At 63.9% G+C, this 21,203-nt stretch carries 18 protein-coding genes; 11 read left to right on the top strand and 7 right to left on the bottom strand.

The window, feature by feature from the left end; translation table 11 throughout:
- Window position 1: 1 nt before the first annotated feature.
- Entirely contained in the window at window positions 2-2,170 is a 2,169-nt protein-coding gene (locus tag ACGYLC_RS10815) for a malate synthase G (protein ID WP_394422953.1), read from the bottom strand.
- Between the two features lie 90 nt (window positions 2,171-2,260).
- Complete coding sequence (locus tag ACGYLC_RS10810) at window positions 2,261-2,485, bottom strand: hypothetical protein (protein ID WP_394399883.1); 225 nt, start codon at window positions 2,483-2,485, stop codon at window positions 2,261-2,263.
- A 103-nt stretch (window positions 2,486-2,588) separates the two neighbouring features.
- Between ACGYLC_RS10810 and pepN the strand changes: the two genes are divergently transcribed.
- Both pepN and ACGYLC_RS10800 read left to right on the top strand, forming a co-directional pair.
- Window positions 2,589-5,147 carry an aminopeptidase N gene (gene pepN / locus ACGYLC_RS10805; protein WP_394422952.1) on the top strand — a complete coding sequence of 853 codons (2,559 nt, stop codon included), beginning with the start codon at window positions 2,589-2,591 and terminating at the stop codon, window positions 5,145-5,147.
- A 22-nt stretch (window positions 5,148-5,169) separates the two neighbouring features.
- Window positions 5,170-5,601 carry a hypothetical protein gene (locus tag ACGYLC_RS10800; RefSeq protein WP_394422951.1) on the top strand — a complete coding sequence of 144 codons (432 nt, stop codon included), beginning with the start codon at window positions 5,170-5,172 and terminating at the stop codon, window positions 5,599-5,601.
- 1 nt (window position 5,602) lies between these two features.
- Here ACGYLC_RS10800 and ACGYLC_RS10795 read toward each other — a convergent pair whose 3' ends face one another.
- Entirely contained in the window at window positions 5,603-6,343 is a 741-nt protein-coding gene (locus tag ACGYLC_RS10795; protein ID WP_394422950.1) for a transglycosylase SLT domain-containing protein, read from the bottom strand.
- Between the two features lie 252 nt (window positions 6,344-6,595).
- Here ACGYLC_RS10795 and ACGYLC_RS10790 point away from each other — a divergent pair, with 252 nt between their 5' ends.
- From ACGYLC_RS10790 to ACGYLC_RS10775, 4 genes are all read left to right on the top strand, one after another.
- Window positions 6,596-7,870: a hypothetical protein gene (locus ACGYLC_RS10790; protein ID WP_394422949.1), complete on the top strand. Its 1,275-nt coding sequence runs from the start codon at window positions 6,596-6,598 to the stop codon at window positions 7,868-7,870.
- Window positions 7,871-7,941: 71 nt separating this feature from the next.
- Entirely contained in the window at window positions 7,942-9,456 is a 1,515-nt protein-coding gene (gene gatB, locus ACGYLC_RS10785; RefSeq protein WP_394422948.1) for an Asp-tRNA(Asn)/Glu-tRNA(Gln) amidotransferase subunit GatB, read from the top strand.
- The gene (locus ACGYLC_RS10780) at window positions 9,453-9,938 is read left to right on the top strand and encodes a thioesterase family protein (protein ID WP_394422947.1); all 486 of its coding nucleotides are present in this window, start codon (window positions 9,453-9,455) and stop codon (window positions 9,936-9,938) included. Before gatB ends, ACGYLC_RS10780 begins: the two co-directional genes overlap by 4 nt.
- Window positions 9,939-9,983: 45 nt before the next feature.
- The gene (locus tag ACGYLC_RS10775) at window positions 9,984-10,472 is read left to right on the top strand and encodes a DUF4177 domain-containing protein (RefSeq protein ID WP_394422946.1); all 489 of its coding nucleotides are present in this window, start codon (window positions 9,984-9,986) and stop codon (window positions 10,470-10,472) included.
- A gap of 9 nt (window positions 10,473-10,481) precedes the next feature.
- Here ACGYLC_RS10775 and ACGYLC_RS10770 read toward each other — a convergent pair whose 3' ends face one another.
- Complete coding sequence (locus ACGYLC_RS10770; RefSeq protein WP_067263286.1) at window positions 10,482-10,739, bottom strand: BolA family transcriptional regulator; 258 nt, start codon at window positions 10,737-10,739, stop codon at window positions 10,482-10,484.
- Between the two features lie 77 nt (window positions 10,740-10,816).
- On the opposite strand from ACGYLC_RS10770, the gene ACGYLC_RS10765 reads away from it, so the two are divergent.
- Both ACGYLC_RS10765 and cobS read left to right on the top strand, forming a co-directional pair.
- Window positions 10,817-11,443 (top strand): J domain-containing protein, encoded by a 627-nt coding sequence (locus tag ACGYLC_RS10765; protein ID WP_168612010.1) that lies wholly within the window; start codon window positions 10,817-10,819, stop codon window positions 11,441-11,443.
- A 131-nt stretch (window positions 11,444-11,574) separates the two neighbouring features.
- Window positions 11,575-12,561: a cobaltochelatase subunit CobS gene (cobS, locus tag ACGYLC_RS10760; RefSeq protein ID WP_394422945.1), complete on the top strand. Its 987-nt coding sequence runs from the start codon at window positions 11,575-11,577 to the stop codon at window positions 12,559-12,561.
- Window positions 12,562-12,637: 76 nt separating this feature from the next.
- On the opposite strand, the gene ACGYLC_RS10755 is transcribed toward cobS, so the two are convergent.
- Window positions 12,638-13,483, bottom strand: a complete 846-nt coding sequence (locus ACGYLC_RS10755) for a PRC-barrel domain-containing protein (RefSeq protein WP_394422944.1) — start codon at window positions 13,481-13,483, stop codon at window positions 12,638-12,640.
- A 208-nt stretch (window positions 13,484-13,691) separates the two neighbouring features.
- Between ACGYLC_RS10755 and cobT the strand changes: the two genes are divergently transcribed.
- Genes cobT through ACGYLC_RS10740 form a run of 3 tightly spaced genes read left to right on the top strand, consistent with a single transcriptional unit; the run spans window position 13,692 to window position 17,774 of the window.
- Window positions 13,692-15,566 (top strand): cobaltochelatase subunit CobT, encoded by a 1,875-nt coding sequence (gene cobT, locus ACGYLC_RS10750; RefSeq protein ID WP_394422943.1) that lies wholly within the window; start codon window positions 13,692-13,694, stop codon window positions 15,564-15,566.
- Between the two features lie 42 nt (window positions 15,567-15,608).
- Window positions 15,609-17,399: an aminopeptidase P family protein gene (locus ACGYLC_RS10745; protein ID WP_394422942.1), complete on the top strand. Its 1,791-nt coding sequence runs from the start codon at window positions 15,609-15,611 to the stop codon at window positions 17,397-17,399.
- A gap of 30 nt (window positions 17,400-17,429) precedes the next feature.
- Entirely contained in the window at window positions 17,430-17,774 is a 345-nt protein-coding gene (locus ACGYLC_RS10740) for a DUF427 domain-containing protein (protein ID WP_394422941.1), read from the top strand.
- 7 nt (window positions 17,775-17,781) lie between these two features.
- On the opposite strand, the gene ACGYLC_RS10735 is transcribed toward ACGYLC_RS10740, so the two are convergent.
- Both ACGYLC_RS10735 and recN read right to left on the bottom strand, forming a co-directional pair.
- Complete coding sequence (locus ACGYLC_RS10735; RefSeq protein WP_067263270.1) at window positions 17,782-19,467, bottom strand: chloride channel protein; 1,686 nt, start codon at window positions 19,465-19,467, stop codon at window positions 17,782-17,784.
- A gap of 62 nt (window positions 19,468-19,529) precedes the next feature.
- Window positions 19,530-21,200, bottom strand: a complete 1,671-nt coding sequence (gene recN, locus ACGYLC_RS10730; protein WP_394422940.1) for a DNA repair protein RecN — start codon at window positions 21,198-21,200, stop codon at window positions 19,530-19,532.
- Window positions 21,201-21,203 lie beyond the last annotated feature (3 nt).

Below are 21,203 nucleotides of genomic sequence, written 5' to 3'. Positions count from 1 at the left end.
CTCAACCTCGGCTCTGTGCCTTCAGCTCCAACCGCCGCGCGTGCAGCACCGGTTCGGTATAGCCCGAAGGCTGTTCGCGCCCCTTCAGCACCAGATCGCAGGCGGCCTGAAAGGCCACCCCGTCAAAGCCCGGCGCCATGGGGCGATAGCTGGGATCGTCGGCGTTCTGACGGTCCACCACGGCTGCCATCTTTTTCAGCGCGGCCTCGACTTCCGCGCGGCTGATGACGCCATGATGCAGCCAATTCGCCAGCGCTTGGGCCGAGATGCGGCAGGTGGCGCGGTCTTCCATCAGGCCCACATCGTTGATGTCCGGCACTTTGGAGCAGCCGACCCCCTGATCAATCCAGCGGACGACATAGCCCAGAATGCCCTGCGCGTTGTTCTCGATCTCGCGGGTGATTTCCTCGGTGCTGAGGTTGCGGCCCTCCATCACCGGGATGGTCAGCAGCGCGTCGAGCGAGGCGCGCGCGCCGCCCTCTTTGATCTCTTCCTGCCGCGCCAAGACGTTAACCTTATGGTAATGTGTAGCGTGCAGGGTGGCCGCTGTGGGCGATGGCACCCATGCGCAATTGGCGCCGGACTGCGGGTGGCCGATCTTGGCCTCGAGCATCTCGGCCATACGGTCGGGCATGGCCCACATGCCCTTGCCGATCTGCGCGCGGCCCTGCAAACCGCACGCGAGGCCGATATCGACGTTGCGATCCTCATAGGCGGCGATCCAAGCGCTGTTCTTCATCTCGCCCTTGGGCACCATCGGACCGGCTTCCATACTGGTGTGGATCTCGTCCCCCGTACGGTCGAGGAAGCCGGTATTGATAAAGGCCACACGGTGTTTCGCGGCGCGGATACATTCCATGAGGTTGGCGCTCGTGCGGCGCTCTTCGTCCATGATGCCGAGCTTCACGGTATATTGCGGCAGGCCGAGTGTCTTTTCCACATGGGTGAAAATCTCGTCCGCAAAGGCAACTTCCTCGGGCCCGTGCATCTTGGGCTTCACCACATAGACGCTGCCGGTGACCGAGTTGCCGCCCGCGCGTTTGAGGTCATGAATGGCGATCAGCGTGGTGACCATCGCATCCATCAGCCCTTCGCCAATCTCACGCCCCTCGCGGTCGAGCACGGCGGGGTTGGTCATCAGATGGCCGACATTGCGCACCAGCATCAGAGAGCGGCCCTTCAGCGTGACCTCCCCCTCCCCATCGGGCGCGGTATAGCGACGGTCCTCGGCCATGCGGCGGGTGACGGTCTGGCCGCCTTTTTCAAAGGTTTCGGCAAGATCCCCTTTCATCAGCCCCAGCCAGTTGCCATAGGCCAGCACCTTGTCTTCGGCATCCACCGCCGCGACGCTGTCTTCGCAATCCATGATGGTCGAGAGGGCAGATTCGATGATCACATCCGCAACGCTGGCGGGGTCGTCCTTGCCAATCGCGTGGTCGGGGTCGATCTTGATCTCGATATGCAGCCCGTTGTTGCGCAAGAGGATCGCATCCGGCGCTTCCGCCGCGCCCCGGTAGCCCGCAAACTGTGCTGAATCAGCCAAGCCGCAAGGGGCCGCATCCTGTGCCATCACACCTTCGAGGTGCCCATCCACCACGCGATACCCGGCCAAATCCGCATGGCTGCCCGCCGAAAGCGGCACGGCCTCGTCCAAAAAGGCTTTTGCCTGTGTCACCACCCGCGCACCCCGTTCGGCGTCATATCCCTTGCCCATCGGCAAATCGCCCAGCGCATCGGTGCCGTAGAATGCGTCATAAAGGCTCCCCCAGCGCGCATTGGCGGCGTTGAGCGCGAAGCGGGCGTTGGTGATCGGGACCACAAGCTGCGGCCCAGGCACCTGCGCAATTTCGGGGTCCACGTTTTGCGTTTCAATCTGGAACGCCGGTCCTCCCGGCAAAAGATAGCCGATCTCGCGCAGGAATGCGGTGTAGCTATCCGCGTCATGGGGTTTGCCTGCGCGGGTGCGGTGCCAATCGTCGATCTTGGCCTGAATTTCGGCCCGTTTCTCAAGCAGCGCACGGTTCTTTGGCCCAAGGTCATGCACGAGGTCCGACAGCCCCGCCCAGAAGCCTTCCGCCTCTACACCGGTGCCCGGCAGCGCCGATCCTTCAATGAAATCAACTAGTGCGGGCTCTACCTGCAAACCGTTCTTGTTAATTCTAGCCGTCATTCTCCGCCCTCTCCCGCGCTGGATACCTTTGTGAAAGGTCTAGCAGAAAGGCAAAGGGGCGCAAGCAGCGGCTGGCAGGCGGTCGCGGCGCTAGTTCGCCACCGGCTCCGGGGTGGCGATCACGGGTTCGGCCTCCACCGGGCCGTCCACGGGCTGCACATCCCCGTCCGGCGAGGGGTCGGTGGCTTGCAAAACTGCATAAACGACGCCGGCGATCATCAAGAGCGCCCCTGCGATGATCGCGGTTTTGATACCGATCAAAGCAGGACGATGACGTTTCTTCTGCGTTTCGGTATCGGTGTCGGGGGCGGACATTGATACACCTCATTGGTCGAAGTTGGGGCAGCTCGGCTTGCAGGCGGCCTTCTGGAGACATAACATTTCCCGGACCAATTACGTTCCCGCGACTGGAGGCCCAATGCGCGACGCCACCCCCCAAACGATCTATCTCAGTGATTACCAGCCCTTCGGCTTTCTGGTGGATGAGGTGGCCCTGACCTTTGACCTTGATCCCCATAAGACGCGGGTTAAAAGCCGCATCGCCTTTCGTCCCAACCCGGCGGCGCAGAATGCTGACTTTTTCCTGCATGGTGAACAACTCAAGCTTATCTCCGCGCAGATCGACGGCAAGCCGGTCACCCCGCAGGTCACAGAGCGCGGTCTGACCTGCGATGTGCCCGACGGCCCCTTCGTCTGGGAGGCCGAGGTCCAGATCGACCCCAAGGGCAACACCGCCCTCGAAGGGCTGTATATGTCGGGCGGCATGTATTGCACCCAATGCGAGGCCGAAGGCTTTCGCAAGATCACCTATTACCCCGACCGTCCCGATGTGATGAGCGTCTTCACCGTGACCATCAACGGCCCGCATCCCGTTCTGTTGTCCAACGGCAACCCGGTGGCACAGGGGCAGAACCATGCCCAGTGGCACGACCCATGGCCCAAGCCTGCCTATCTTTTCGCGCTGGTGGCGGGCGATCTGGTCGCACATTCCGACCGTTTCACCACCATGTCGGGCCGTGAGGTCGATTTGAACCTCTATGTACGCCCCGGAGATGAGGGCAAATGCGCCTTTGGGATGGAGGCGCTGAAGGCGTCGATGAAATGGGACGAAGAGGTTTATGGCCGCGAATACGACCTCGACATCTTCAACATCGTCGCGGTGGATGATTTCAACATGGGGGCAATGGAGAACAAGGGGCTGAACATCTTCAACTCCGCCGCCGTTCTCGCCTCGCCCGAAACCTCGACGGATGATAATTTCGAGCGGATCGAAGCGATCATCGCTCATGAGTATTTCCACAATTGGACCGGCAACCGCATCACCTGCCGGGATTGGTTCCAGCTTTGCCTCAAGGAAGGGCTGACCGTCTACCGCGACGCGCAGTTCACCTCCGATATGCGCTCTCCGGCCGTGAAACGCATCGGCGATGTGATCGACCTGCGCGCACGTCAGTTCGCCGAGGATCAAGGCCCGTTGGCCCATCCGGTGCGGCCCGAAAGCTTTCAGGAGATCAACAACTTCTACACCGCCACCGTCTATGAGAAAGGCGCCGAGGTGATCGGCATGCTCAAGACCTTGGTGGGCGATGACGCCTATGCCAAGGCGCTGGACCTCTATTTCCAGCGTCACGATGGCGACGCGGCGACGATCGAAGATTGGCTGAAGGTGTTCGAAGACACTACGGGCCGCGATCTCAGCCAGTTCAAGCGCTGGTATTCGCAGGCGGGCACGCCGCGTCTTTCGGTGGCAGAGGCTTGGGATGCGGGCAAGGGCATCTTTACGTTGACCTTTACCCAGCACACCCCGCCCAGCATCGCCACGCCCGAGCCCAAACCGCAGGTTCTGCCCATCACCGTGGGTCTGATCGGCGCGGATGGGGCCGAAGTCGCCCCCTCCCGCGTGTTGGAGATGACCGAGGCCGAACAGAGCTTCACCTTCGACGGGTTGGATGCGCGCCCCGTGGCCTCGGTGCTGCGTGGCTTCTCCGCCCCGGTGGTGCTGGATCAAGACCTCTCGAAAGAAGAGCGGCTGCTGCTGCTTGCGCATGACAGCGATCCCTTCAACCGGTGGGAGGCCGGGCGCACCTTGGCGCGGCAATCCTTGCAGGCCGCGATCACCGAAGACCGCGCGCCCGATGACGCTTGGCTCGCCGCCCTGCGGGCCGTGTTGGAGGATGAGACCCTTGAGCCTGCCTACCGCGCGCTGATGCTGGGGCTGCCCAGCCATGCCGATCTGGCCAGCACCCTTCATGACGCTGGCAAAACGCCGGATCCGGCGGCGATCCATCAGGCGGTGGAGGCCACCCGCGACGCCATGGCCGAACGGTTCGCCGCGCTGTTGAGCGATCTTTTTGACCGTCATAGGGTCGATGCCCCCTACCAGCCCAATGCGGCGCAATCGGGCAAACGCGCCTTGACCCACGCGGCCCTTGCCCTGCTGACCCGCGTCGAAGGACCGGCCCGTGCACAGGCGCAGTTCGACGAGGCCGACAACATGACCCAACAGCTCAGCGCGCTCGCCGCCCTGCTGCGTGCGGGTCAGGGCGACAAGGCATTGGCGGCCTTCGAGGCGCAGTGGCGGGAGGACCGTCTGGTGATGGACAAATGGTTCGGGCTGCAAGTCAGCCAAGCTGCACCGGAAGAGGCTGCCGAAGTGGCGCGCAGGCTTACCGAACACGCCGATTTCAACTGGAAGAACCCCAACCGCTTCCGCGCGGTCTTTGGCAGCCTTGCCATGCATCACGCCGGGTTCCACCATGAGAGCGGCAAGGGCTACGCGCTGCTGGCCGACTGGCTGATCAAACTCGACCCGGTAAACCCGCAGACCACGGCGCGGATGTGTTCGGCCTTCCAGACATGGCGGCGCTACGACATGGCGCGGCAAGAGATGATCGAGACCCAACTCGACCGCATCCTCGCCAGCCCCGATCTCAGCCGGGACACCTCCGAGATGCTCAGCCGCATTCGCGGTGCCTGACACGCCTATTCAGACAGTGGGCATGGCGGCCTATACCTATCGCCGCCATGCCCGCAGCCGGACGGCCCTGATGCTGTTGCCGCTAATCTGGCTGGCCCTCGGCGCGGCGTGGCACTGGCTCGACGCTTCGGGGTGGCTTGTGGGGCTGCTGGGGCTTTTTACCCTGCCCGCGCTATGGGAGGTCTTCAGCAATCCAGCGAGCGGACTGACGCTCGACCAGCACAGCCTGTCGTGGTTCACCGGCAAACGGGATGCGAAAATCGCGCTGGCGCAGGTCGACCGGGTTCGGCTCGATACGCGCCTTGATATGTCCGTGCGCGCGACGGTTATTCTTCACACGGGCCGCAAGATCAAACTGCCCTTTGAGGCCACCCCACCGCACCGCGCATTGGAAGCCGCGCTTCAGGCCCGCGGCGTTGCGACGGAGCGGCATCACTTCACGCTGATCCAGTGATCTACGGACGGCTCCGGGGCCGGGTCGCCTTCAACGGTTTGCAATAGGACTGCTGCCGCAGCCAGCGGGACATATCCGCCCGTTTGGAGGCGCTGCGCATCGGCCCCCAATCGGCCCCGACGCCGCGCCTGCCGTTTCCGGCGATCACCCCATCGCGCGGCACGGTCGTCGCCATGATCCGCACGGCACAACTGAGGTTCGCGGCCCCGTTCTTGAGCGCGTCACCGCTGCCGACATTGCATTTATAGCCCCGCGCGGTGCCCGGCAGGATTTGCAACAACCCATACCAGCGGCCACCGCCGCCCACGGCCCAAGACCGATAGGTGCTTTCATGTTTGGCCAGCGCCGACATGAAGCCGACCCAAAAGGCGCGGCGCTGGCTGTCGGATGCCGTGGGATAGGCCGGGCACCACTCCGCCACATCGGCGGGCACCATATCCACCAGGGGCTTGCCATGGGATTTCAGCGCCGAGATTGCCGCACGGGTCCACAGCGAATGCCCCCGCATATGCTGCCAACGGGTGCGCGGCAGATTGCCCGGGCGCGCGGGCGGGCGCAGCGTTGTGGTGAAGGGCGCAGTCTCAAGCGCGGGCGGTGCGTCCTCGGGCTCGACCGTATCGGGGAAGGACAAAGATGTGGCAGCGGCCTGCACCACGTTATCCACCTCTACCACCGGGGCGGGCTGTTTGGGCAATTCGGCCCAAATCATGGTGGGGCTGGCGCAGAGCATTAGGGCAATCATGGCAGGTTTCATGGCGCGCATAAGACCGCCCCGAAACGCGCTTGGCAAGCGCGGCGGGGGCGCGGGATCGGCAGATTTCCTCTGATCGGGAAACAGCGCCCGCCGCGCCGCCGGATTGTCGCGAAGGATCGCCCCCGCCTGCCCGACTGCGCTGCAGAATTTTCCCGAAAGCTCCGCACGCCGGACACGGTTCCGCCCCATTGCCCGGTCAAACCTAAATCACCGACAAACAGCAGGCAGGACCGGCCCCAGATGAAGAAACTCTCGCATATGATCCCGTCCGCCTTGCAAGGGTTCTTTGCCAAGCCGGCGCCCCAAGCCTGCGAGTTCGAGCCGCTTGAAATGCCGCTCCTGCGCCGCCGCGCGCCACGTGACGCGCTGCTGCGCATTTCCTGCCCCGACCCCACCGCCGAAGAGATGCAGCGCGACCGTCACCAATACCGCGCGCAATGGCTGGTGCGCCAAGAACGTTGGGAGGAGATGGCGGAGCTTTTGCACGACGCCGACAAGAACCGCGAGATGACACCGGGCGCCATGCCGGTGGCCGAGCTGATGGCCTTTGGCGCGCGAGCGGATGTGATTCTCGCCGCGGAACACGCGCTTTACGACGGCAAACCGGCCAGTGACGCGCCGCTGATGGCCGGGATCGAAGCGCTGGAACATGTGCTGGAAGATCACGCTGGCAACGCCATGATTGCCGCCATCGTGGCGCAGGCCCATATGGACATCGGCTGGGCCTGGCGCGGCACGGGCTGGGACAGCGACGTGCCCGCCCGCAACCATGCGGCCTTCGCCGCGCATTTTGAACGCGCCGAGCAAATCCTCGCGCCATTCGACAAGGACACAGCCGCCTCGCCTCTGCTCGCGGCGACGCACTGTGGCCTGCTTGGGGGAACCGGCGGTGACGCCCGCGCCGTGGCGGACCGCTACGCGCGGCTCATCGACCTGAACCCCGCAAACCCGCGCCCCATGCGGGCCATGGGCAACCACCTTCTGCCAAGGTGGCATGGCTCATATGACCAGTTGGAACTCGAGGCCCGCCGCACCGCCGCGCGGACCGAAAAGACTTGGGGCGCGGGCGGCTACACTTGGGTGCAATTTGACGCGATTAGTTGCGATGCGCAAGCCTGTGCCAACCTTGATGTGCCCTTTTTCATCGAAGGGCTGCACGACATCCTTGCCCGCCGCCCCGATCCGCATACCGCCAACCTGCTGGCCGCCTATTGCGCCAGCGCCATCGGTCAGGCGGCAGAGACAGGGGATGCCGCCGGGGCCGTGCGGGCCGAGATCGCCGATTGCGCGCGCTGGATCGTGCGGGATCACATGACCGAACTGCACCCGATGCTCTGGGCCCATGCCGCCCGCGGCTTTGACAACAACCTGCGCGTCCGCTCCGCCCGGCGTTTTGCCGCCTCGGGCCGGGATGAGGCCATGCGCATCATCACCGGCCTGTTCCAACGTGAGATCGAAGCGGGCAAACGGGTCATTTTCACCGAAGGCCGCCGCCAGATTGCCATGCCGGGCTAAGCCTGCCTCTTGAAGCGCGTGGTGCGCTCCAGTATGACCGGCCAAGTTCCAATTGACCGAAGGCGGCCGCGATGCTTGATCTGAGTTACGACACCCCGAAACCGCGCGTGATTGCCGGTGCCAAACATGACTGGGAACTGGTCATCGGGATGGAGGTGCACGCGCAGGTCGCGTCGAACGCCAAGCTCTTTTCGGGTGCCTCGACCAAGTTCGGCGCCGAGCCCAACAGCAACGTGGCCTTTGTCGATGCCGCGATGCCGGGCATGCTGCCGGTGATCAACGAATATTGCGTCGAACAGGCGGTGCGCACGGGTCTTGGCCTGAAGGCGCAGATCAACCTCAAATCCGCTTTCGACCGCAAGAACTACTTCTACCCCGACCTGCCGCAGGGCTACCAGATCAGCCAGCTTTACGAGCCCATCGTGGGCGAAGGCGAAGTATTGGTGGAACTGGGCGACGGCACTGCGCGGCTGGTCCGGATCGAGCGCATCCACATGGAACAGGACGCGGGCAAGTCGATCCACGACATGGACCCGAACATGTCCTTCGTGGATCTCAACCGCACCGGCGTCTGCCTGATGGAGATCGTCTCGCGCCCCGACATTCGCGGGCCCGAGGAAGCCGCCGCCTATCTCGCCAAACTGCGCCAGATCATGCGCTATCTGGGCACCTGCAACGGCGACATGCAATCGGGCGCAATGCGCGCGGACGTCAACGTCTCGGTCTGCCGTGTTGGGCAATACGAGAAGTATCAGGAAACGCAGGATTTCTCGCATCTCGGCACCCGCTGCGAGATCAAGAACATGAACTCCATGCGCTTCATACAGCAGGCCATCGAAGTCGAAGCGAAACGCCAGATCGCGATTGTCGAAGCCGGTGGCGAGGTTGTGCAGGAAACGCGCCTTTTCGACCCCGACAAACAGGAAACACGCTCCATGCGCTCAAAGGAAGAGGCGCATGACTACCGCTATTTCCCCGACCCCGACCTGCTGCCGCTGGAAATCGAACAGGCATGGGTGGACGAGATCAAGGCCAACCTGCCCGAACTGCCGGACGAAAAGAAGTCCCGTTTCATCAATGACTTCGGCCTGTCGGACTACGATGCCTCCGTGCTGACCGCCGATCTCGACAGCGCCGGTTATTTCGAGGCCGTGGCGCAGGGCCGCGATGGCAAGATGGCCGCGAACTGGGTCATCAACGAGCTGTTTGGCCGCCTGAAGAAAGACGATAAGGGCATCACCGAAAGCCCGGTCACCCCGGCGCAATTGGGTAGCATTGTCGATCTGATCGCCTCCGATGCAATCTCGGGCAAGATCGCCAAGGAAGTCTTTGAAATCACGTATACAACCGGGCGCGAACCGGATGAGATCGTTGAGACTGAGGGCCTCAAGCAGGTCACCGACACCGGCGCGATCGAGACGGCGGTGGACGAAATCATCGCCGCCAACCCCGCGCAGGTCGAAAAGGCCCAGCAGAACCCCAAGCTGGCGGGCTGGTTCGTCGGTCAGGTGATGAAGGCCACGGGCGGCAAGGCCAACCCCAAGGCGGTCAACGAAATCGTGTCGCGCAAGCTCGCCCAGCAATGAGCGGCGCACCGGTCCCCTTCCGTTCGGACGAGATGACGGTTCTCCCCGAATGGATCGATTTCAACGGTCATTTGAACATGGCCTATTACAACGTCCTGTTTGATCAGGGCGTTGACCAAGCCTATGGCGAAATCGGTCTGGGGCCGGCGTATCAGCGCACGGGTTGCACCACCTATGTGGCTGAATTCCACGTCTGCTACCTGCGCGAACTGCATGAGGGTGACCGCGTCTATACCACCTTCCAACTGCTCGACCATGACGAGAAGCGGTTTCACAGTTTTCAGGAACTATGGCACGTTGACGGTTGGCTCGCCGCCACAGCCGAAGGGCTGACGCTGCATGTGGACCAGTCCGGCCCGCGTGTGGCCCCCATGCCGGACCATATCCTGACCCGTCTTGACGCGATGCGGCAAAACCATGCCAAACTGCCCAAACCGGCGCGGGCCGGTCGCAGCATTGGCATCCGCCGCAAATCCGCCTGAAACTCACCTGATGCGGCTTATGTCGCCAACCCAGCCGAGGCCCCTATGCGCTACGAATACAAGATCCTTCCCGCCCCCAGCAAAGGGCAGAAAGCCAAAGGTCTGAAGGCCCCCGAAGCGCGTTTCGCCAAGACCTTGGAAGAATGCCTTAACGAACAGGCCGCCGAGGGCTGGGAATACCAGCGGGCCGAGACGTTGCCCTCGCAAGAGCGGTCGGGCCTGACTTCGACCACCACGGAATGGCGCAATGTTCTGGTGTTCCGCCGCTTGGCGACTGCTGCGGGCCAGCAAGAGGATGGCGATCTGCTGCCACCCGCCACGGCTGCCGCAACGCCCGCCTTGGCCGCCACGATCGAAGGCGAAGACACCGCGCTACAGGCCGATGCGCCCGCCTCCATCACGCCCGAGGATGACGCGCCCGCGAAAGAGGAGCCCGCCAAAGCGGCGACGCCGCCCGCGTTTCTGTCCGGCCCCTCAGCGGATGAAGCTTCGCCGCAAGAGGGCGACGAAAACGACGATAAAACAAAGCCCTAAACGCGAGCCTTATTCGTCTAGGTCAAGCGCCAGCGCGTGAATGCGCCCCATCAGATCCGGCCCCAACGCGCTGTGCACCGCCCGGTGCCGCGCCAGCCTGTTCTGACCCTTGAAACGCTCTGACCGGATGCGCACGTTAAAGTGGCTTTCGCCCCCCTCCTGAAATCCGGCATGACCGCGATGGCTTTCGCTGTCATCCACCACCTCCAGTTCACGCGGCGCAAAAGCGGCTTCCAGCCGATCCGAAATCTCTTGTGTTGTGGACATGTTTTTACCCCCGGCCCCCTTCAATCCTGCGACGCAGGGTATATGGTGACCGGCCTGAGTCGGAAAGGTCTATCCACATGCCAAAACCTGATCCCTTCGGATTCGACATGTCCGTGTCGTCCTCCAAAAAGAAAAACCCCCGCGGCCGCCGCGGCATGTCCGGTGCGTCGGAAACCTCGACCCGGATCTGCGACCACGAAGGCTGCGACGAGCCGGGCAAGTTCCGCGCCCCCAAGGCGCCCGATGTGCTGGATGACTACTTCTGGTTCTGCCAAAAACATGTGCGCGAATATAACGCGAAGTGGAGCTTCTTCGACGGCACCACCGAGGCCGAGATGAACGCGCAGATGTCCAAGGACAAGGTCTGGGAGCGCACGACCAAACCGCTGGGCGACCCCGAGCAGCGGGCATGGGCGCGTCTTGGCATCGAAGACCCGCATCAGGTCTTGGGCAAGAACGCGACCCAGAACCCCGGCAAGGGCCAGCAGGCGGGCCGCCGCCTGCCGCCCACCGAACGCCGCGCGATCGAGATTCTCGAAGCCAAAGACACTTGGACAAAGCCCGAAGTCCGCAAAGCCTACAAGGCGCTGATCAAGGTGCTGCACCCCGATATGAACGGCGGTGACCGCAGTCAGGAAGAGCAGTTGCAACTGGTCGTCTGGGCATGGGACCAGATCAAAGGCAGCCGCAATTTCAAGGACTGATCCCGCGACCGGACCAGCGGCCGGTTGCGGATAATGCCAGTTGCCCCCTTCCCCTTGCGGATATGCACGATATGTTGCACCAGATACGCGCGCGGCCCCGACCGCGCGCCTAAGGAAAAGGATGACGAGCGATGGCCGACGGTGCACTGGAACATGACATGAAACCCACCGAAGAGGTCTCGGTGCGCGATGTCTTTGGCATCGACACCGATATGGTCGTCAAGGGCTTCCCGCAGCGCACCGGCCGCGTGCCGGACATCGACAGCACCTATAAGTTCGACCCTGACACCACGCTGGCGATCCTTGCAGGCTTTAGCCACAACCGCCGCGTCATGATTCAAGGCTACCACGGCACGGGCAAATCGACCCATATCGAACAGGTCGCCGCCCTGCTGAACTGGCCCACCGTGCGCGTCAACCTCGACAGCCACATCAGCCGGATCGACCTCATCGGTAAAGACGCGATCAAGCTGCGCGACGGCAAACAGGTCACCGAATTCCACGAAGGCATCCTGCCTTGGGCGCTGCGCAACCCGACCGCGATTGTCTTTGACGAATACGACGCGGGCCGCGCCGATGTGATGTTCGTGATCCAGCGCGTATTGGAGCATGACGGCAAGCTGACGCTGATGGATCAGAACGAGATCATCACCCCGCACCCCTATTTCCGCCTCTTCGCCACCGCGAACACCGTGGGCTTGGGCGACACCACCGGGCTTTACCACGGCACCCAGCAGATCAACCAAGCGCAGATGGACCGTTGGAGCCTTGTCGCCACGCTGAACTACCTAAGCATCGACGCCGAGACCGCGATCGTGCTGGCCAAGAACCCGCATTACAACACCGAGAAGGGCCGCAAGACCCTCAAGCAGATGGTCACCGTGGCCGACCTCACCCGCACCGCCTTTATGAATGGTGAACTCTCAACCGTGATGAGCCCGCGCACCGTGATCGCATGGGCCCAGAACGCCGAGATTTTCCGCAACGTGGGCTATGCCTTCCGGCTGTCCTTCCTAAACAAATGCGACGAGCTTGAGCGCCAGACCGTGGCCGAGTTCTATCAGCGTCTGTTCGATGAGGAACTCCCCGAAAGCGCGGCCAGCCTGAGCCTGGGCTAAGACACTCAGACCACCGACCAAAGAAAAGGGGCGCTGATATCAGCGCCCCTTTGTCGTTCAGGCTATGGCCCTCTGCTTAGTTGACCGGCGCGGGCTCGGTCGTGACCGCGTTGGGGTCTTGCGGGGCTGCGTTCTCAAGCGCTTGCTGCTCGGCTTCCATATCCTGCGCGGTTTTGAAGGCTTCTGCAGCCTCAAGGTCAGCCTTCGTGGCCGAGGATACCAAACGCAGCGTGCCGCTTTCGTCGGTCATGGTCGACAGGCTGTCCATTTTCACGGCAACCCATTTTTCACCCATGCCGAGGAAACCACCAACACCGATCACAACGCCTTCGACGGTGCCATCTAGGTTGACGATCAGGTCATCCACATCACCGATCTTCTCGCCTGCGTCGGAATAGACGTTGCTGCCAATCAGATCATCCGCGAGGATCGTATTCTCGCTCTGCATGGTGATCTGTCCTTCAACCGGCTTTGCAGGCTCTTCCGCGGGGGCTTCGGCGGTTGTTTCAGCGGGGGCAACGGTATCGCCCAAGGGTTCTGTCGCCGGGGCCTCTGCCGTGTCTTCGGTCATCGGCTCTGTCGTGGCCCGTGCTTCGGCACTCTCGGTGGCAGCCTCCGGATCGTCTGTCTCTGCGGTGTCGTTCCCCATCTCTGCGTCGGCATCAGGGGCTTCGGCGGTATCGGCTTCCATTTCCGCATCGCCTTCGGAGGCTTCGGCAGTGTCTGTCTCGGTCTCGGCCTCTACCGCATCGTCGCTTGCACCCGCCTCACCGTTCTGCGTTGCCTCATCGGTCTGCGGTGCCTCGGCAGTGGCTTCGTCCGTTGCGGGCTTGGTGGCATCCTGTGCGGTGGCGGCCAAGGGCGCGGCACCCAAAACGGCGATCATGGCCAGACGGCTCGCATGTTGCATGAACTTGGTCATTTTCTTACTCCTACTTGCTGGGACGCGTTGCTGCCAGGGTTCAGAGAGGCACCGGTGCGTCGACTGCTGGGGAAATGCCGATCCGAGGCTGGGGGTTCCCGCTTGACATGGGCGGAAACTGGCGCATACCGTGCAGGGGTCCTGCCCCTTTGACCCTCCTGCGAAAACCTGCCAAACCTCATGTCAAAGCTGACAGAGGCATGGGCTCATGAAGAAATCCGACAACCCCGCTGACGCGTTCAAAAAGGCCCTCGCTGAGGCGACCAAGGTGATGGCCGATGACGCCGAGCTGAATGTCAGCTACTCCGTTGATCCCTCGGGGCTTTCCGGTGACGCGATGCGCCTGCCGCAGGTGAGCCGGAGGATGACCCGCGAAGAGGTTTTGCTGGCCCGCGGCACCGCCGACGCGCTGGCGCTGAACCGCCGCTACCACGATGCCGCGACCCACGCCCGCTATGCGCCGCAGGGCGACATGGCGCGCGAACTTTACGAGGCGATGGAGACCGCCCGTTGCGAGGCCATGGGCGCGCGCGATATGCCCGGCACCGCCGGCAACATCGACGTCAAGATCAAGCACGAGGCGCTGCGCCGCGGCTATGATCAGGCCAAACAGGCCAGCGACGTGCCGCTCTCGGTCGCGGCGGGCTATATGGTCCGTCATATGGCCACCGGGCGCCCCCTGCCCGCAGGGGCCGAGAACGCCATGGAACTCTGGCGCGGCTTTATCGAGGATCAGGCGGGTGGCACGCTTGAGGGGATCGACGGCAGCCTTGCCAATCAGGCAGATTTCGCGCGGCTGGCGCGCAAGATGATCTCGGACCTCGGCTATGGCGATCAGTTGGGCGATGATCCCGACAGCCAAGACGAGGATCAAGAGGATCAGGCCGAAGAGGGCAGCGAAGAGGAGCAGGATCCCGACAGCACCGGCCAAGACGACCAGGACGAGGAAGAGGCCGAGGGTACCCCCGAAAACAGCCAAGAGCAGCAGCAGGACGAAAGTCAGGCGCAGGTCTCGATGGATGACGAGGCCGATCAGGAGTTGGGCGATGAGGCGGAGATGCCCGAGGGCGACGCGCCGATGGACCCGCCGCCGCCGCCGCCCGTCTCAGACGCCGACCCGGAATACCGTGTCTATCAGAGCGCGCATGACGAGGTGATCGGGGCCGAGGAATTGGCCGAGCCGATCGAATTGGAGCGCCTGCGCGCTTATCTGGACCAGCAGCTGGAGCCGCTGAAAGGCGCTGTCGGCCGTCTGGCGAATAAGTTGCAGCGCCGCTTGCAGGCGCAGCAAAACCGCTCCTGGGAATTCGACCTCGAAGAGGGCACGCTCGACGCGGGCCGTCTGGCGCGGGTGGTGGCCAACCCGACAACGCCGCTCAGCTTCAAGATCGAAAAGGACACCGAGTTCCGCGACACCGTGGTGACGCTGCTGTTGGACAACTCCGGCTCGATGCGGGGCCGCCCGATCTCCATCGCCGCGATCTGCGCCGATGTGCTGGCCCGCACGCTGGAGCGTTGCAACGTCAAGGTCGAGATCCTCGGCTTTACCACCCGCGCCTGGAAGGGCGGACAGGCGCGCGAGGCGTGGCTCAACGACGGCCGCCCCGCGCAGCCCGGCCGGCTGAACGACCTGCGCCACATCATCTACAAAAGCGCCGACGCCCCCTGGCGCCGGACGCGGGACCATTTGGGTCTGATGATGAAAGAGGGTCTGCTGAAAGAGAACATCGACGGTGAGGCGCTGGAATGGGCGCACCGGCGGATGCTGGCCCGCCATGAGGCGCGCAAGATCCTCATGGTGATTTCCGACGGCGCGCCCGTGGACGACAGCACCCTGTCGGTAAACCCGGCCAACTATCTGGAAAAACACCTGCGCGATGTGATCGCCATGGTCGAGAAACGCCGCGCGGTGGAGTTGTTGGCGATTGGCATCGGCCATGACGTGACGCGTTATTACGACCGCGCCGTCACGATCACGGATGTGGATCAGCTTGCCGGGGCGATGACGGAACAGCTTGCAGCGCTGTTTGACAGCGATCCGCGGAAACGGGCGCGTGTCATGGGCATGCGCCGCGTGGGCTGAACCGTCGGGTCGGTATTTGAAAAAGGATGAAGGAGGGGCCGCGTGTTCCAGAGTTTCGAGGTCACCGCGCGTCCGGAACAGGGTCCCCCGCGTTTGGCGGCGCTGCGGGCGGAGTTGCAGGCGGCGGGGTTGGACGGATTCCTCGTGCCGCGCGCCGATGCGCATCAGGGTGAATATGTCGCCCCGCGGGATGATCGGCTGGCTTGGCTGACGGGGTTCACCGGCTCTGCCGGGTTCTGTGCGGCGCTGCGCGATGTGGCGGGGGTTTTCATCGACGGGCGCTATCGCACGCAGGTCAAAGCGCAGGTGGCGGAAGTGTTTACGCCCGTGCCCTGGCCCGAGGTGTCTTTGGCCGATTGGCTGAAGGACCAATTGCCCGAGGGCGGCGTGGTTGGATTCGATCCGATGTTGCATACGCCCGCGCAGATGGATCTTTTGTTCGAGGCCTTGGCGGGGTCCGGGATCGAGATGCGGCGCGTCTCGAATATTGTCGACCGTATTTGGGAAAACCAGCCCGGGGCCCCGATGGGCAAGGTGGCGGCGCATCCTGAGCATTTTGCCGGGGAAAGCCATGAGGCCAAGCGCCGGCGTTTGGCCGCGGATTTGCGCGCGGCGGGGCAGAAGGCGGCATTGATCACCCTGCCCGACAGCCACAATTGGCTGCTGAACATTCGCGGGCAGGACATTCCGCGCAACCCGGTGGCGCATGGTTTTGCCGTGTTGCGCGACGATGCGCGGGTCGATCTGTTCATGGCGGCTGAGAAGCTTGTGGATGTGGAGCACCATCTGGGGCCAGAGGTGGTGCAGCGGGAACCTGAGGGGCTGCCCGATTACCTGCGCGTGCTCGCGGGGCCGGTGCGGCTTGATCGGCAGTCGGCCCCGCTGTTGTTCGCGGATTTGCTGGGGGATCGGGCGCAGGCTGGTGAAGACCCTTGTGCCTTGCCCAAGGCCTGTAAGAATGACGCCGAGGTTGCCGGGGCAGCAGAGGCGCATTTGCGCGATGGTGCCGCGATGGTCGAGCTGCTCGCCTGGCTGGATGCGCAGGCGCCCGGCACGGTCACCGAGACCCAGGTGGTGCGGCAGCTCGAAGCGCTGCGCCGCCGGGACCCTGCCCTGCGCGACATCAGTTTCGAGACGATCTCGGGCACCGGGGCGAATGGGGCGATCATCCATTACCGGGTGAATGAAGAGACCGATACTGTCTTGCAGGAGGGGCATCTTCTGGTGCTCGACAGCGGGGGGCAGTATCTGGACGGCACCACCGATATCACCCGCACCATCGCCATCGGCAGCCCCGATCAGGAGGCGCGCGCGGCTTTCACGCGGGTGCTTTCGGGGATGATCGCCATGAGCCGTCTGCGCTGGCCGCGCGGGCTTGCGGGGCGGGATATCGAAATGCTGGGCCGTTTGCCGCTTTGGATGGCGGGGCAGGATTTCGATCACGGTCTGGGCCATGGGGTTGGCGCCTATCTGTCGGTCCATGAGGGGCCGCAGCGGCTGAGCCGGATGAGCCATGTGCCGCTGGCGCCGGGCATGATCCTGAGCAATGAGCCGGGTTATTACCGCGAGGGGGCTTTTGGCATTCGGATCGAGAACCTGTTGGTGGTGCAAGAAGCCCCCGCCCTGCCCGGCGGAGACGCGCATCGCAAGATGCTCGATTGGCGCACCCTGACGCTGGTGCCGATTGATCGGCGTCTGATTGATGTGGCGGCGCTCAGCCCCGAGGCGCGGGACTGGCTCAACGCCTATCACCGCGACGTGGCGGAAAAGATCGGGCCGCGGGTATCACCTGTTACAAAACTGTGGTTGGATGCGGCAACGGCGCCCCTGTGAGCGTCCGATTTAACTAAAGGGGGGTACGGCATGGCCGACCATATCAAGATTACTCCGGCGGAGGGCACATGGGTTGTTCGCGCTGGCGGGGCCGTATTGGGCGAATCCACGGGCGCGTTGGAACTGCGCGAGGGGGACTATCCGCCGGTGATCTACTTTCCGCGTGGCGACATCGCCATGGCCTTCCTCGATGGCACCGACAAGACCACCCACTGCCCGCATAAGGGCGATGCGCGCTATTTCTCGGTGGTGACCAAGAGCCGGACCTTGCAAGACGCCGTCTGGTCTTATGAAGAACCGAAAGCCGATATGGCCGAGATCAAGGGCTATCTGGCTTTCACCCCGATGGAAGAAATCGCCATCGAGCGGATCTGAGCGCGGCTTAGGAATGCTCCTCTGCCGCCGTGGCGGCGAGGGCGCGGTTATAGGCCTTCAGTGCATCGACGTGGAACAGCGCGCCCAGCAATTCGGGCGGCGCATCCGCGCTGAGGGTGACCACCGGGATGAAATTGGAATGGGTCTGATCGAACAGCGGCAGCGCGGCCTCTAGCGTGGCGCTGCCGTCGATATAGGTGCCCTTGTCGATCAAATCCCAACAGGCGTCTTCCGAGGCCGCGTCTTCATCATCGGGGCGGCGCATGATGCGGCCCACCATGAACATCGAGAGCAGATAGGCCTGCGGCCCTGCGGCCAGATGGATGCCGCGCCGCTCCATCTGAGTGAGGAAGAAAGACCGGTCGACCAGCCGGGAGGCCAGCGCGGTCGACATGCTGACGGCGACCATCACGGCCAGACCGGTCTGCCAGTCGCCTGTCATCTCAAACACGATGAGCGTGGTCGAGATCGGCGCGCCCAGCACGGCGGCGGCCACCGCACCCATCCCCGCCAGAGCGTAGAGCGAGGAAGAGCCCGAAATCTCGGGGAAGACACCGGTGGCAATGATCCCGAAGCCAAGGCCGGTCAAGGCGCCCAGCATCAGCGAGGGCGAGAACACCCCGCCGCCCATCCGCCCGCCAAGGGTGATCGCGACGGCGGCGACCTTGAGCACGGCAAAGATGATGGCCTCATGCAGCACCAGTTCGCCGACCAGCGCGCGGGAGGTCGTCTCATAGCCCACGCCGATGATATGCGGGAACCAGAGGGCGATGACGCCAAGGATCGCCCCCGCCACCGCCGGGCGCAGCCAGCGGGCAAGGCCGGTGCGCGCTTGCAAGTAGTTGCCGAAATCCTCGGCCCAGAAGATCGCGCGCATCAGCACGACCGACACCAGACCGCAGGTCAGCCCCAAAAGCAGGAAGGCGGGCAGTTCGACGTAGAATTGCACATCGCCAAGGCCGGGCAGGACGAATTCCGTCAGCCCGCCGAACTCAAGCCGGTTGATGACCGTGCCCGCGGCGGAGGCGATGACGATGGGGGCAAAAGCATGGACCGCGAAATGGCGCAGCACCACTTCGAGGGCAAAAAGCGCGCCAGCGATGGGCGCATTGAAGCTGGCCGAGACCGCCGCCGCCACGGCGCAGCCCAGCAGATCCCGCCCGGTGATCCCATCGGCCTTGATGAAGCGGCTGACCTTGGTCGAGATCACGGCGGCCAGATGCACCACCGGCCCTTCGCGGCCCGATGAGCCGCCCGTGGACAGGGTGATGAGCGAAGCCAGCGCCGAGGCGACCCCGGCACGGGTCTCGACCCTGCCGTCGTGCATGGCGGCGCCGAGGATCACGTCGCCCACGCTGCGTGCGCGCCCGTCGCGGGTGAAGCGGTGCAGGATCAACCCCACAAGCAGCCCGCCCAGGGTCGGGATCAGCACCACCCAATACCACGGCAGCCCGGCAAGGAAACTGTGCAGGAATTGCACATCGTCCGTGCCGTAAAGCGTGGCCTGCAACCAGTTGATACCCTTACGGAAAAACAGGGCGGCAAAGCCCGCGGCGATGCCCACCAGCAGCGCGATAAACCAAAATGTCACTTTGCCCGGACCGCGGGTGCGCAGCACCGTCCAGCCCTGTTTGCAGCCGCCAAGCGCCTGCTGAAGTTGTTGCGAAAAGAAAGCGTTATCTTGCGAAGGCATGGGACTAAGACCAGTTGAACCCTTTCTGTCTAGGGCAAGCTGACCTTGGGTAAAACCGCCATTTAAGAAGTCGTCGCGCCCTGTTGCCCGTTGAGCAATGCCTCCGCCGCCGCCCGGGCCGCATCTGTTATGGTATCGCCTGCAAGCATTCGGGCGACCTCATCGACCCGCTCTTCGGCGGCAAGGGGCGTGACGGTGGAGGTGGTCATGCCCTTTGTCACCGATTTCGCCACGCGCCAGTGATGCGTACCGAGGGCGGCGACCTGCGGCGAATGGGTGACGACCAAGACCTGCCCCTCGGCGGCCAGCACCTTCAGGCGGCGGCCCACGGCATCGGCGGTGGCGCCCCCTACCCCACGGTCGATCTCGTCAAAGATCAGGGTGAGGCCGGATTGCGTCTGGGTCAGACAAACCTTCAGCGCCAAAAGGAACCGGCTGAGCTCCCCGCCCGAGGCGATCTTGCCCAAGGGTCCGGCAGGCGCGCCGGGGTTCGTGGCGACGGTGAAAGAGACCGCATCGCGCCCCTCGGGGCCGGCGGGTTCTTCGGTCAATTGCGTCTGGAACACTGCGCGTTCCATCTTGAGCGGGGCAAGCTCGGCCGCCACGGATTTGTCGAGCTTGGCCGCGGCCTTACGGCGCGCCTCGGTCAGCGCTCTGGCCCGTTCGTCGTAAAGCGCCTGCGCGTCGCGAACGGCCTTCTCCAGCCCCTCCTGCGCTGCTTCGCCCGCATCGAGCGCGTCGAGCTTGGCGCGCAGCGTGTCGGCGAAACCGGCCAGGTCATCGGGCTGCACGTCATGTTTGCGCGCGAGGCCGCGGATTGCAAAAAGCCGCTCTTCGCAGGCTTCCAACTCATAGGGGTCGAACGACATGCCGTCGATCGCATCGGCCACACCGGACATCGCCTCGTCCAACTCCACCATGGCGCGGTTGAGCGCGGCAAGCGGGCCCTCCAGCGCGCCTTCGGCCTTGTCGGCCACCCCGTCCAGCCAGCGCAGCGCATCGCCCATGGCTGTCTCTGCCCCGCCTTGGCCCAACAGCTCATAGGCGTTGACCACATCACGGCGGATTTTCTCGGCGCCTTGCATCTGGCGGCGGCGGGTGTCGAGGGCGGCTTCCTCGCCCGCTTCGGGGTCGAGCTTGTCCAACTCGGCCACCGCGTGGCGCAGGAACTCTTCCTCGGCGGCGATGGCCTCGCGTTCGGCGGCAGCGGCGGCGGCGGCTTTGCGCGCGGCCCCGAGCGCGTGCCACGCCGCGCGCAGATTGGCAATCGCAGGGGCATTTCCGGCATAGTCGTCAAGGATGGCACGGTGGCCGCGTGGGTTCAGCAGGCCGCGGTCATCATGCTGGCCGTGCAATTCCACCAATGTCTCGGACAGGCGGCGCAGCACCTCACCCGAACAGCGGCGGTCATTGACCCAAGCGGTTTTGCGCCCGTCGGAGGTGTTGATGCGGCGCAGGACCAACTCATCCCCGGCAGGCAGTCCCGCCTCTTCCAGCACCACATGGGCCGGGTGGCCGGGCGGCAGATCGAACCAAGCGGTAACCTCGCCCTGTTCGGCCCCTTGGCGCACCAGATCGGCACGCCCGCGCCAGCCCAGAACGAAACCGAGCGAATCCAATAGGATCGACTTGCCCGCGCCCGTTTCACCGGTCAGCACGTTCAGCCCCGGCTGGAAGCCAAGCTCCAGCCGGTCGATGATCAGCATGTCTGAAATATCAAGTCCGCGCAGCATCTA

This window comes from Sulfitobacter sp. 1A12157, from assembly GCF_043557345.1.
In the GTDB taxonomy this organism is placed as follows: Bacteria; Pseudomonadota; Alphaproteobacteria; order Rhodobacterales; family Rhodobacteraceae; genus Sulfitobacter.
The sequence above is the reverse complement of the archived record's forward strand: the minus strand, read 5'-3'. Positions and strand labels throughout refer to the sequence as shown.

Bases quoted from the DNA above. Each gene is read 5' to 3' on its own strand.
- ACGYLC_RS10815 (WP_394422953.1), bottom strand. From the start codon at position 2,170: ATGACGGCTAGAATTAACAAGAACGGTTTGCAGGTAGAGCCCGCACTA.
- ACGYLC_RS10810 (WP_394399883.1), bottom strand. From the start codon at position 2,485: ATGTCCGCCCCCGACACCGATACCGAAACGCAGAAGAAACGTCATCGT.
- pepN (WP_394422952.1), top strand. From the start codon at position 2,589: ATGCGCGACGCCACCCCCCAAACGATCTATCTCAGTGATTACCAGCCC.
- ACGYLC_RS10800 (WP_394422951.1), top strand. From the start codon at position 5,170: ATGGCGGCCTATACCTATCGCCGCCATGCCCGCAGCCGGACGGCCCTG.
- ACGYLC_RS10795 (WP_394422950.1), bottom strand. From the start codon at position 6,343: ATGATTGCCCTAATGCTCTGCGCCAGCCCCACCATGATTTGGGCCGAA.
- ACGYLC_RS10790 (WP_394422949.1), top strand. From the start codon at position 6,596: ATGAAGAAACTCTCGCATATGATCCCGTCCGCCTTGCAAGGGTTCTTT.
- gatB (WP_394422948.1), top strand. From the start codon at position 7,942: ATGCTTGATCTGAGTTACGACACCCCGAAACCGCGCGTGATTGCCGGT.
- ACGYLC_RS10780 (WP_394422947.1), top strand. From the start codon at position 9,453: ATGAGCGGCGCACCGGTCCCCTTCCGTTCGGACGAGATGACGGTTCTC.
- ACGYLC_RS10775 (WP_394422946.1), top strand. From the start codon at position 9,984: ATGCGCTACGAATACAAGATCCTTCCCGCCCCCAGCAAAGGGCAGAAA.
- ACGYLC_RS10770 (WP_067263286.1), bottom strand. From the start codon at position 10,739: ATGTCCACAACACAAGAGATTTCGGATCGGCTGGAAGCCGCTTTTGCG.
- ACGYLC_RS10765 (WP_168612010.1), top strand. From the start codon at position 10,817: ATGCCAAAACCTGATCCCTTCGGATTCGACATGTCCGTGTCGTCCTCC.
- cobS (WP_394422945.1), top strand. From the start codon at position 11,575: ATGGCCGACGGTGCACTGGAACATGACATGAAACCCACCGAAGAGGTC.
- ACGYLC_RS10755 (WP_394422944.1), bottom strand. From the start codon at position 13,483: ATGACCAAGTTCATGCAACATGCGAGCCGTCTGGCCATGATCGCCGTT.
- cobT (WP_394422943.1), top strand. From the start codon at position 13,692: ATGAAGAAATCCGACAACCCCGCTGACGCGTTCAAAAAGGCCCTCGCT.
- ACGYLC_RS10740 (WP_394422941.1), top strand. From the start codon at position 17,430: ATGGCCGACCATATCAAGATTACTCCGGCGGAGGGCACATGGGTTGTT.
- ACGYLC_RS10735 (WP_067263270.1), bottom strand. From the start codon at position 19,467: ATGCCTTCGCAAGATAACGCTTTCTTTTCGCAACAACTTCAGCAGGCG.
- recN (WP_394422940.1), bottom strand. From the start codon at position 21,200: ATGCTGCGCGGACTTGATATTTCAGACATGCTGATCATCGACCGGCTG.